Genomic DNA, 12,712 nt, shown 5'->3' with positions numbered 1-12,712 from the left:
TTGATAGCAAATACTATATAATTTTGATTTTTAATAAAAGCCGATAAGGTGTATTAAAATGAAAAGGATTTGACATGGATGAATTACTATTAACAGCACTTATCGTTGACGATGAGAAAATGATTCGTAATGGTCTATTTAAGTGGGATAAATGGGGAGAACTTGGTATTGAAGTGATAGCAACTGCCAGTAATGGAAGAGAAGCTTTTGAAATAATCAAAGAATACCAACCAGATATTGTGATTACAGACATCCGTATGCCAGAATGTGATGGACTAAAGCTTATTGAGCAAACGGTTGAGGCAGGATATAACATAACATATCTAATCATTAGTGGATATGATGACTTTACTTATGCTAAGAAAGCAATGAAATTCGGGGTCAGTTCTTATTTGTTAAAGCCAGTAAAAAGAGACGAGCTTTATGAAGAACTAAGTGGCCATTGCAGAAAGATTTTACAAGATAAAAAAGAAGCAAAGTCAAAAAGTGTGGAAATACGCAGATTAAAGCAAAGTACAAAGGCAATGGAGCAACACTTTTTCCAATCCTTAATACAAAATCAGTGGAATTCAGATAGAGAAGTGGAAGAAGAACTACATCGTTCCAATTTAGATATCACCTTTTGCGGTAATTTCATGACCTTGGTGTTTGCTTATGATACAAACAAGATAGAGGATTCTCAAAAATTTTTAAAAGAAGACTTGTATTTATTTAAATTTTCAGCATGCAACATTATTCATGAGTTACTTGGAAATATAGAGCATCATATATTTATGGATGCGAATGACTTTGTTGTTGTACTTTTGAAAAATTTAGAGAAAAGTAAGAAAGAGAATAGGTCATTAGAAGAACTGTGTTCAAGAATGATTCAAGTAATAGAAAAATTTAGTAAGGTACCAATGTCGGTTGGGATTGGAGATGAAGTAGAGACTGTAAAGCAGATTGCAAACTCCTATCGCACTGCTCTCGAGTATCTAGCTTATCGAATGTATGGAATGAAACTTCGTATTTTTGATAAAAAATTTAAGGAAGTAAAACAACCACCGCAGATTTTTTTAAACAATAATAACAATGCAGAGTTAATCGAAGCGATTTACTTATCAAAGACTAATGATATCATTCATTGCACAGAGAAGTACTTAAACACTATCTTTTACACAGAATATCCACCACCAAATTTTGTGCGGGGGATGTGTATTTATCTGATGATAAATGTTCAAAAAAGTTTAGCAAATTATTTGGATGAATCGGAAAGTTTATTTTACGAAGAAGATTATGTGATAATAAATAAAATCGTTCCATTCGTGGATATCAAAGAATGGATGATACGTATTTTTTTAAAATATAGTGATTATTTTAAAAATCGGACTACAACCTCCAAAGATGAGATAATTGAACAGGTAAAGACTTATATCCATGCTCATATCTATGATAAAATTTCGGCAGAAGATGTAGCAAATCATGTACACTTAAGTGAAAAATATCTTTCCAATTATTTCAAAGAGAAAACAAACGAGAATTTCAAACAGTATATTATAGATCTAAAGATGGCTGAAGCAAAAGATTTATTAAGACAAGGAAAATTATCGATTCAAGAGATTGCACATAAGATTGGTTATACGGATTACCGAGGCTTTAACCGAATATTCAAGAAAAACGTAGGACAAACACCATCCGATTACCTTAAATTATTGGTGAATAGGAAAGAAGTTTAGGTTAGGTGTTATAGATCAGAATTGAGGTAGGGATGATATCGAATATCCGAAAAAACATCAGTAATATAAAATTACGCTCGAAGATACTAATTGGTATGATTACGATTTCTACTTTTTGCCTTATGTTTATCAGTGTTTTTTGCTATCAATATTTTGCAAAGATTCAGGAAAAACAAGTAATGGATAATGTCCATTATACCATTACTACAGGAAGTCTTAATCTTTCTGATGAGATGAATCAGATAGTTTTTGAAGCACTGCGACTTATTTCAACTCCCAGGGTACAGAAAATAATCACCTCCTTCACGGAAGAGAGTGATAGAAAAAATTATGCGAAGCAGTTTCAGGAGGTTCAGGGATTATTCGTAGATTATCAAAGAACCAGTGACTATATTGATACGGTTTGTATGTTTGGTAGCAATGGTGAGTATTACGGAATTAGTGATTATGGATGGAATTTTAACGAAGAAAAATTACTAGAGTTAATACCTAGCGGTGCGAGGGGGATTGTATTACTTCCAGAACAACGAAATGATATCACAAAGATAAACATGACGATACCGGTAGTTTTTCCTCTTAATAAAATAGAATCAGGAGAAATACCTGTGATTCGAGAAAATGTGAAAGAGGCAGTAGGAAGACTAGTAGTTTTTCTGAACACGAATAAAATTTTGAATGATATCAATGCTTATAATCAGCTTGGTAAATCAAACTTCTATCTCAGTACTACGGATGGAAGTCCACTTACGGAATCAAGATTTGATATTGCGTATGAGAAGGAGTTTAAACAAAGGATTGAAGAAGTTGTAACTGAAAGTCAATATAATGTCAAATCAAAAGACGATACTTATAAGGTAATGGTTCAAGATGTGGATGCCTGTGGAATCAAATTAATCAGTATTACATCTTTAACGGAGATTCTAAAGGAATTCCAAAGCATTAAGAGCTTTATATTAATGGTATGGTTAATTAGTATGATATTGGCTATTTTATTTTCTTTCTTTGTCTCTGATTTTATTACAAGAAAGATGAGAAGATTGATTATCGATGTACAAAAGATTGAGTATGGAACCTATGAGGTGCAAGAAATCACAGTTAATGATGAAGTTAGTAAACTTAGAGAATCCATAAATTCGATGTATATCACGATAAAAGAACAAATGCTACAGATAAAAAAAGAAGCAGAAGAGAAGAATGCAGCTGAAATTCAAGCGCTATCAGAACAAGTCAATCCTCACTTTTTATACAATACTTTAGATTGTATTAAGTGGGAGATTATCGCAGGAGATAAAGATAATTCCACGAAGATGATTGAATGCCTAAGTGATTACTTAAGAATTGGTTTAAGTCAAGGCAGACAGATTATTACAGTCAAAGAAGAGATTTCCCATGTTGTTAACTATATGTATATTATGAATTTAAGATCCAGTGATACTGTTGAATTTAGCACTGAGGTTGAAGAGGGATTACATAGTACAAGTATATTAAAATTGATACTTCAGCCTTTGGTTGAAAATTCACTGAAACATGGGTTTGGTAAATTCGATTTTCTACCACTTGGATTTTTGCCTAAGATCATTGTTAGATTTTATGTGGAAGGAAAAAGGTTAATCATTGAAGTAGAGGATAATGGGAAAGGAATTGATATCACTAAAGCGATGGCGTCTAAAAATCGTACGATGATAGCAGGAGAAAAACATGTTGGTATTTACAATGTTTATCGAAGGTTAAGTACTTGTTATGGGGAAGATGTTGAGCTTTCCTTTCATAGCATGCCATTTTATAAGAATATCGTTCGTATTTCGATACCGTATGAAACAGCGGATATGCAAAGGCAATAGGAGTTTGATTTATTTTAAGAGAGCAAATGATAATAAGAGATAGAAATTGGTTACTATGACATGGAAAAAAGCCATGTCATATTTTTTTAGTAAGAACTATAATAAAATCATCAAGAAAATAAAGGAGAAGAAAGTATGACGAAGAAACACTTTTTAAAACGAATGGGTGCGTTTGCTCTTGTCGGTTTAATGACATTTTCTCTTGTGGGGTGTAGTTCTAAGGATAATGCAGGAGATAAAACAGGGGGGGATGATGGACAATCCTCAAGTTCAAAGAAAACGAAAGTAGTTGTATGGTCAAAAAACAGTCATGATTTAGAGTATATGACTGAAAAGGTAGAAGAGTTTAATAAAAACAATACCGATAATATTGAAATTGAATATACGGTTCAATCTTCTTCCGAGTATCAAAACCTACTTGTAATGTCAGCAACCTCTGGCCAAGCACCGGACATCTTTGCAAATGACGTTGTTAACTTAAATGAATATGCAAAGTCAGGAATTATACAACCATTAAATTCTTTTATTACAGAAGAATTTGCAAAAGTGACAGAAGCATATGAACACAAATATGAAGGATTAAATTCAATAGGGGAAGATATTTACTGGGTGCCAGGTGGTATGAGAAGTGGTTCCAGATTAATCTACAATGTTGAGTTATTTGATAAAGCAGGAGTAACTCCTCCTACGACCTTAGCAGAAACAATTGAAGTAGCAAAGAAAATTACTGAGGTTGGTGATGGTGTTGCTTACGGCACCATCTTCCCAGGACTTAGCAGTCCATTTGAACGTTGGATTGAACGTAGTGCAGAATTAAGTGGTGTTACACCATACGATTATGCAAATGGAAAATATGATTTTACAGGATTTAAGCCTTTTATAGAAGCGGTAAGACAGATGTTTGAAGATGGAAGTGTATTACCAGGTTCTGCGTCGATGCAGATTGACCCTTCCCGTACTCAGTTTGCTACTGGTAATGTGGGATTCTATGGAAATGCTTCACAGGAAGCAGGTGTTTTAACAGAACAATTCCCTGCAGAGTGTGAATGGGCAGTTGCTCCTCTTCCTACTTTAGATGGCGAGATTAAAGGTTCTTTAACTTGTAGTCCAAATACCGGATGGTTTATGTCAGGAAAAACAAAGAATGCAGAAGCTGCTTGGAAAGTAATCGAATATTTCCAAAGTGAGGAATTCTTAAAAGGTTATATTGAACAAGGATATACCTTACCTATCTCAGGTTACATGGATGCCATTGTAGATAAAACAAAAATGGGAAGATTATCTGATTTTGCACTGGAAGAATATGAAGCTGTTTATCCGGTTGCTCCAGTAGTTTCTCCAGCTGGTGAAGCTTACCGTGTCGCATTATGGAATGCTTGTTTACCAGATGGTCCAGATATTGATAAGACAATCGAAGACTTGAATAAGACTTATAACGAAGCATTAGATAAAGACATATCTTTAGGAAAAACAAAGAGACTCGTAGTAGAAAATTATGATCCATTAAATCCAAACAGTGGAACAGTAAAATACTTAGATAAATAATAGGAAATCTGTAGTGTTGCAGATATTGAGTGGAAAAGTCTCATAAGTTCTCATCTTGGAATCTATGAGGCTTTTCTTATCGAAAAATGATGGAAAATAATATTACAAATCGTAAATATCAATATGCAACACTGTTAAGAAGGAGGATTTTATGCTGAATAAGAAACGAACAAAATCCAAAGGAAGTAATTTAGTAACTTGGTTGATGCTATCTCCGGCAATCTTTTTGTTAGTAGTAGTTTCTATTTACCCTTTCTTGTGGGTATTTCAATACATTATGTACGACTATAACGGATTTTCCAAGTATTTTGTGGGATTCGATAATATAAAAAGAGTTTTTTCGGATACGTTATTTTGGCAAAGTGTGATACACACATTTGAGTATGCATTTCTTAAATTAATCTTTGTTATGCCATTATCCTTAGTAACAGCAGTGATATTAAGTAGAAAGCTAAGAGGAAGTAGCTTATTTCGTGGAATTTTCTTCTTACCAACTATCATTAGTTCCGCTGTTTATTGTTTGATCTTCTATTTTATCTTTGCTGCTTATAATGGTGTATTAAATAGTATGTTACACACAGTTGGTTTTATCGATAAACCGATTGATTGGCTAGGAGCTCCGTCCACTGCGATGATGGCAGTCGTTATTGTTGCAATCTGGGGTGGATTTGGTAACTATATGATTTTATTCTCTTCTGGTTTAACCAGTATTTCAGAAGACGTATATGAAAGTTCAAAAATCGATGGTGCGAATGGTGTTCAGACCTTCTTTAAGATTACACTACCATTACTTGGACCAGTGTTAAAAGTTGTTTTAATGCTAGCTATTACAACAGCGCTTAAGGATTACCAGTCCATTATGGTATTAACTGGTGGTGGTCCAAACAATAGAACACAAGTAATGTTCTCCTATATCTATAACCTTTGTTTTGGAAATGGAACTTCGGAGTTACAGATTGGATACGGTGCAGTTCTTAGTGTCGTTGCCGCAATTATTGTTGGTATCGTGACTTTAATTTATTTAAAAATCAGTAAAAAACTCGACGATATTAATTAGGAGGAACAAGTTATGGCAGCAGAAGGAAGTCGTGTTGTTAAATCAAAAAGTTATTACATTTCGAGAACAGTGCTTTACACATTCTTAGTGATATTAGCAGTAATTACACTGTTCCCAATTATCTATGTTGTTCTAGGATCCTTTAAAGAAAACAAGGAACTGGTAGCTGGTGGTATTAATATATTACCAAAGAAGTTCATCATCGATAATTTTGTGCAAGCTTGGAATAAGGCAAATTTTGCTCAATACACCTTAAACAGTATGATTATAAGTACCTCTGTTATGGGACTTATGCTTATTATCTCAACGATGGCAGGTTATGTATTTGCTAGAAGAAATTTCTTTTTAAAGGAATTCCTATATGGTGTAATGATCATATTTATGTTTATTAATGTAGGTAGTATTTCCTTAAGACCTTTATTTGAATTATCTGTTAAGTTAGGAATTAACTCTTCGTTATTTCCAGTAATCATTATTGCTGCTGGTACCGGTCAAGCAACATATATCTTTTTAGTTCGTGGCTATATGAGTTCAGTACCTAAGGAATTAGATGAAGCAGCAACGATTGATGGATGTACCTTTTTTCAGATTTATTACAAAATTATGTTACCAGTATTAAAACCTGTTATGGCATCTATCGCATTGCTATCTTTCCGTGGTGCATGGAATGAATATATCTTACCATTAGTGTTTACGATGACGAATGAAAAGTTAAGACCATTAACTGTAGGAGTGGTATCTCTTCGTAATGCAGGGGACGGTGCGGCAGCATGGAATGTTATGTTTGCTGGTTCCACGATCGCAATCGTGCCTATCTTAATTGTTTATATACTAGCGAGTAAGCACTTTATGGGTGGTTTAACAGCTGGAGCGGTAAAGGGTTAAAGACGCATAGAAGTGGAGGTAATTATGGAGACATTAAGATTAAACCAAGCTGGATTTGTCACTCATTTTCTTGTTTCAGGCCCTGTTCTTAGTGATGTACAGGCAATGGATGAAAAAGGGAGTAATAAAGATCAATTAGCGTTAGAAAGTGAATTACGTTCGAAAATTATAACGAACAAAGATTCACTTAGTTCAGAAAAAGTATTGCTTGGGAAATTGAGTGAAATAGGTACACCATGGGAATATTATTATTCCCACGATAATTACTTTATCGATAAAAGCACCTTCTATCCACTCCTTAAAAAGGTAGAAATGCTTGCTTTTACCTGTCTTTTTGTGGAGGAAGAATGCACAATTGATGCCGTATTATGGTCTTTTGGAGCCTTTGAAGTATTTGTGAATGGAGAAAAACAAGCAAAGAACTTAAGACCGGTATACAAACCGATCAATCGATGTGATTTTCCACTTTATTTAAAAAGCGGTAGAAATGAGATCATCATACGCTTTCAAAATCTAGGGGTACGTGATACCAGAAATATTATTGGACTCCAATTGCAAAATGCAAATCATGTGTGGGTTTTGTTATCAGAGGAAGAGAAGGTAAAACCTTTATTAGAAGCGCAAGAGTTCTTAGATGGCTGCATACTAAAGAAGGGTTTCCTTCAATTACCGAAGCTTTCTATGAAGAGAACTTCCAAAGATTGCGCGGAATCGAATACATCGTTAGTTTCACCGAAAGTTACCTTAAGATATGATAATGGAAGCCCAGATTTTTTTGCGCAAAGTACTCGTTATGAAAACCTAGATATTACAGGAGAAACGGATATTAAGATAAAGGAATCCATAAGCAATTTTACGGTAAGTGTGGAACTAGAGGATACAAAGCTTAGTCGTAAGTTTGAACTTGTTGAAAGAATTCTTCCTAACTATGTGGACCAAGATGTTAATGGGAAAGAGTATGTAATTCGTGAAATCAGCAAGGTAGGTGCCATACCTAGAGGAAGTGTGGATCGTTTCTCCATGTATAATTTATTAGCGCGCCGTGCGAGGAATGAAGTTCAGATTAACGAAGAAGAGGAAATCTTAAATGATTTAAAACATATGGAAAATCGAAGAGATTGTTCTGATTTTGTATTCGCTGCTTACATGCGGTTCTACCGTCTTTATGAAGTTTCAGAAGCGATTAAGAAACGTACCAAAGAAGTTGTGTTAAATTATCGTTACTGGATGAATGAAGAAGGTACGGATGTATGTGCTTTTGGAGTGAAAATCACTCTTTATTGTTTTATATCAGTGCCTTTATGGCTGGAGAGCTGTATCCAGAGGATTATTTTGTAAGAGCTAAATGTACAGGACTAGAACTTAGAGAGAAAGCAAGCGTTAAGATAAATGATTGGTTAGATGATGTTTTGGAATATGGATTCGAAGAATTCCAAAGTGGAGGTTATACCCCTATCACCTTCGCAGGAGTATTAAACTTATATGATTTCTATGAAGGTGAGCTAAAAGAAAAATCTCGCAAGGTTCTTGATAAAATCATGATATATCTCGCTATGCATACCTTCAAAGGTTCTGTTATTTCGCCTCAAGGAAGAGTGTATCGAGAAGTTCTCTACCCATGCAGGCAAAGCGTACAAAATATGTTGTTTATGGTTAATGAAAAAACTCCGTATTTTTTCAGTGAATGGCTTAGTGTGATGGCAACAAGCTCTTATACCTTCTCGAAAGATTTAGTGGATATTATGGAGAAAGAGCAAGATGTAAGTTATCGAATGGGAAATGCGACGATTCAGCTTTATAAAACAGAAGATTATATCGTAACTTCAGTTGCTTCAGAGAAAATGTCCGAAGATCAAATTGTTTGGAAGAATGTACGAGAAAATGTAGGAATTGACCATAATTCTCATGAATACTGCAAATCATTAAATGAGTGCTTTCATGGAACAACACGTTTTGAGCCTGGAGTATATGGATACCAACAACATATGAATTATATTGGTATCGACAATGATACCGTTGTCTTTATCAATCATCCGGGTGGAACTTGCGATGCAACAACAATGAGGCCGGGTTATTGGTTTGGAAATGGTATCATGCCAGCAATCTCTCAGAAGAAAAATCAGATTGCTATGATTTATCAGATTCCAAAAGAATATCCAATCGCATTTACTCATGTATATTTTCCAACACCAAAATTCGAAGAATTTGAGATAGAAGATTCTTGGTTATTTGGGAAAAAGGGAAATTCGTATGTTGGTATTTGGACGAGTGGAACCTTTGTACCGCATAATGATCAATTATTTGATTGTGAATTCCGAGTGTATGAAGAGAAAGTTGCATATTTGTTAATCGCTGGGGATAAGAAGGAATATAAAGAGCTTCCAGAGTTTATTGCCGGATGTAAAAGTCTTATACCAAGTTATGATAAAGGTAGGAGTCAGCTGAAAACCAAAGAGGGAATTCAACAACAATATGTAGCATGTGAAAATAAAACACAATATGTAAGGTAAAGTACATGTTACTTCATAAATGGTTAAATTAGAAACGTAAGAGAAAGTCTAAAAAAATTTGAAAAAGAGAGGAAATTATAAATGTACAATATATTAGAATATGGCGCTGTCGGTGATGGTATAACAAATGATGCAGCAGCGATACAATCAGCGATTGATACTTGTCATAACAAGGGTGGAGGAAGGGTATTTGTTCCTGCAGGTTATGTATTCAAAACTGGATCTATTGTTTTAAAATCTAATGTAGAACTTCACTTAGAGAGTGGTGCAATGTTAAAGGCTAGTGAGAATATGGAGGACTATTCTTCCGTGCCTGGAGTTGTTAGAGCAAAAGCTGATCCATCGGTTCCTTCCTATATCAATTGCGAATATAATGGAAAACCATATCATTATTTCATTTATGCAAAGGATGGAGAACATATCAGTATCACTGGACTTGGTAAAATAGATGGTACAGAAGAGATGTATTACGGTACCGTAGGGCAATATCACATTGAAGGAATCGTATATCCAAGAGTACCGATGATTTTGGTAGAGAACATTAAGCACTTAACAATCAGAGATGTTACGTTACAGCGAAGCGGATTTTGGACTGTTCATATGGCAGGCTGTGAAGATGTTCTTATTGATTGCATTCGTATCTTAAATAACCTAAAGATGGCAAATGCAGATGGTATTGATCCAGATCACTGTAAAAATGTTCGAATTCTAAATTCACATTTAGAGTGTGCAGATGATTGTATCGTACTGAAGAATACAAATGGATTCTCAGAATATGGAGCATGTGAAAACATATTGATTTCAGGTTGTACTTTAATCTCTACAAGTTCTGCAATTAAATTTGGTACAGAAAGTGAAGCAGATTTTAAAAACGTGATTATTGATAACTGCAACATCAGCAGAAGTAACCGAGGATTGTGCATTCAGCTTAGAGACTGTGGAAATGTTAGCAATATTCAATTCTCAAATATTAACATAGAAACCAGAAGATTCTCCAAAGAATGGTGGGGAAGAGCAGAAGCTATCTATGTGACTGCAATTGATCGGAAAGAAGGAGTAAAAGCTGGACATATCAAAAATGTTCGATTCCAAAACATCAACTGTACAGGAGAAGGCGGAGTCTTTATCCATGGTAGTAACGATAATATTATCGAAGATTTAAGTTTCGAGAATGTATCTGTAACATTAGATAAAACATCAAAGTGGGATGTCGACAGTTTTGATTTACGCCCATGCCAAGGAGAAGGAATCATAAAAAGAAAAATAAGTGGTTTCTATTGTGATTACGCAAAAAATGTAGCTTTAAAAAATGTAAACATAACATGTAATGATAATATGAAGCAATATGTTGCTCAAAAAGTTGAGCTTCATAATGTAGAAGATATCCAGTTTTAATAGTAAAAAAGGAGTTCATTTATCTTTTTTTTATCATCCAATTGATAGTTCTGCTGTATTTATAGTATAAAAAAAGTTTTAGTTAGGGTAAAATCTAATTGAAACTTTTTTTATGTTTATCAGGTCTAATGATATGTAGCTATAAATCTGAAAGGATAAGGAACAGACATATGTCGGGAAAAGAAACAAGAGAGGAACAATGTGTTCAAGAATTGTTGATTTCAAATTATAAAAAGTATTACCGGGTTGCTTATAGCTATTGTTTTGATCCCAATGATGCCATGGATATCGTTCAGGAGAGTGCATATAAAGCAATAAAATATAGCAATTCGTTAAAACAAATAGAGTATGCAGATACATGGATATGCAAAATTGTTATCAATACTGCAATACAGATGAGAAAGAAAAAAAAGAATATAACCTATGAACTTGACGAATCTATCTCATATGAGGAAAATTTTGAGCAAGTTCTAATGAAGGATTTGGTCTCAAGTTTAGAAGAACCAGAAAGAAGTATTGTAATGATGCGTTTTTTTGAAGACTATAAACTAGAAGATATCAGCAGAGTACTTGAAATGAATTTAAGTACGGTTAAGTCAAAATTATACCGTGGACTTCGCAAACTTAAAAAAGCATTGGAAAATAAAGAAGAAGGAGTAGTTTGAATGAATAATAATGGAACTCCCCTTGAGGAAGAGTTATCAAGATTAGAGGAACATCATCATTTGCTGGCATTAAAAAAGGCGTATCAGCAGTTAGAGATTCCTTTGGATGCAGTTGATAAGTTAAGAGAAACCATTCACGAAGTAAACATGAGAAAAAAAAGGAAGGCTTGGTTACAAGGTAGTCTCACGATTATTGCAGCGGCGTGTCTTTGCATTTTAGTTCTGGTAAACAGTAGTTCAACAATTGCACAAGCTATGAGTAGAATACCGGGATTAGGAGGTTTATTTGAAGCCGTTACTTTTCGTCATTATGAAAATGTAACCGACGATTACTATGCAAAAGTAGACATACCAAAGATTGTTTATTATGGCATGGATGAATCGGAAACTGTGATGGAGCTAAATAAGGAAATTACAGGTTATGTAGAAAAATTAATATCGGAATTTGAAGCAGATATTAATGAGTATGGGAACATTCATCAAGGTATGGATGTTACGTATCATGTCATATTAAATGATGATCAATGGTTTTCACTTCGTATTGATGTATTTGAAACAGCAGCTTCTGGTAGTCAGAGCACTGTTTTTTACCATATTGATAAGTTAACCGGAGAGGTGATACAACTAAAAGATTTATTCATAGAGTCAAGTGATTATGCTAGTGTTATTAGTGAAGAAGTAAAACGGCAGATGAAAGAAGATACCAAAGAAGGAACAGTGGTGTATCTTTATGAAGATATGAAAGACTTAGATGATTTTAAAATAAGTGAAACACAAAGCTTTTATATGAATGATAAACATGAAATCGTGATCCATTACAATGATTATGAAATTGCTCCAGGATCGGAAGGAAGCATAGAATTTGTTATACCGAATGAAGTGGTGAAAGATATTTTGAAATAACAAGTAAAAATTTACTTAGGTAATAAATCCTCCATAAACAATAGATAACGATTCTATAATAAAAGACTAGTATGTTAAAGTATGAAAAAACATAGTCCAAAAAAGTTATGAAAAACTAGTAGAAGGCAGCAAATGAAGTATAAAGTTACTTTATTTGCTGCCTTTTTATTAATGACAAGGAAAAGTACGAGAAGTG

Annotated in this window: 10 protein-coding genes; all 10 read left to right on the top strand. The window is 34.1% G+C overall.

Translation table 11 applies throughout. The annotated features are described in order from the left end of the window. The first annotated feature begins 74 nt into the window (after positions 1–74). The 10 genes from CC92_RS0115335 to CC92_RS0115285 all read left to right on the top strand — a co-directional run bounded on the left by CC92_RS0115335 (position 75) and on the right by CC92_RS0115285 (position 12,516). Positions 75–1,715 carry a response regulator gene (locus tag CC92_RS0115335; RefSeq protein WP_029505177.1) on the top strand — a complete coding sequence of 547 codons (1,641 nt, stop codon included), beginning with the start codon at positions 75–77 and terminating at the stop codon, positions 1,713–1,715. Positions 1,716–1,747: 32 nt separating this feature from the next. Beyond that, on the top strand, positions 1,748–3,556 hold the full coding sequence (locus CC92_RS0115330) for a sensor histidine kinase (protein WP_029505176.1): 1,809 nt from the start codon (positions 1,748–1,750) through the stop codon (positions 3,554–3,556). Between the two features lie 135 nt (positions 3,557–3,691). Continuing rightward, complete coding sequence (locus tag CC92_RS0115320; RefSeq protein WP_029505175.1) at positions 3,692–5,101, top strand: ABC transporter substrate-binding protein; 1,410 nt, start codon at positions 3,692–3,694, stop codon at positions 5,099–5,101. A 151-nt stretch (positions 5,102–5,252) separates the two neighbouring features. Continuing rightward, positions 5,253–6,158: a carbohydrate ABC transporter permease gene (locus CC92_RS0115315; protein ID WP_029505174.1), complete on the top strand. Its 906-nt coding sequence runs from the start codon at positions 5,253–5,255 to the stop codon at positions 6,156–6,158. A 12-nt stretch (positions 6,159–6,170) separates the two neighbouring features. After that, entirely contained in the window at positions 6,171–7,043 is an 873-nt protein-coding gene (locus CC92_RS0115310; protein WP_029505173.1) for a carbohydrate ABC transporter permease, read from the top strand. A 24-nt stretch (positions 7,044–7,067) separates the two neighbouring features. Continuing rightward, complete coding sequence (locus tag CC92_RS0115305; protein WP_029505172.1) at positions 7,068–8,381, top strand: hypothetical protein; 1,314 nt, start codon at positions 7,068–7,070, stop codon at positions 8,379–8,381. Further along, positions 8,345–9,553, top strand: coding sequence for a hypothetical protein (locus tag CC92_RS0115300; protein WP_162175529.1), 1,209 nt, complete (start codon positions 8,345–8,347; stop codon positions 9,551–9,553). Before CC92_RS0115305 ends, CC92_RS0115300 begins: the two co-directional genes overlap by 37 nt. Positions 9,554–9,634: 81 nt before the next feature. Beyond that, positions 9,635–10,948 (top strand): glycoside hydrolase family 28 protein, encoded by a 1,314-nt coding sequence (locus tag CC92_RS0115295; RefSeq protein ID WP_034218523.1) that lies wholly within the window; start codon positions 9,635–9,637, stop codon positions 10,946–10,948. 170 nt (positions 10,949–11,118) lie between these two features. Continuing rightward, a complete protein-coding gene (locus tag CC92_RS0115290; protein ID WP_029505169.1) occupies positions 11,119–11,613 on the top strand; it encodes an RNA polymerase sigma factor in 495 nt (164 codons plus the stop codon). Continuing rightward, positions 11,614–12,516: an anti-sigma-V factor rsiV gene (locus CC92_RS0115285; RefSeq protein WP_029505168.1), complete on the top strand. Its 903-nt coding sequence runs from the start codon at positions 11,614–11,616 to the stop codon at positions 12,514–12,516. It begins immediately after the preceding gene. Positions 12,517–12,712: the final 196 nt, after the last annotated feature.

Source organism: Lachnoclostridium phytofermentans (genome assembly GCF_000733755.1).
Classification (GTDB): domain Bacteria; phylum Bacillota; class Clostridia; order Lachnospirales; family Lachnospiraceae; genus Lachnoclostridium; species Lachnoclostridium phytofermentans_A.
This window is presented reverse-complemented; position numbering and strand designations above follow the sequence as displayed.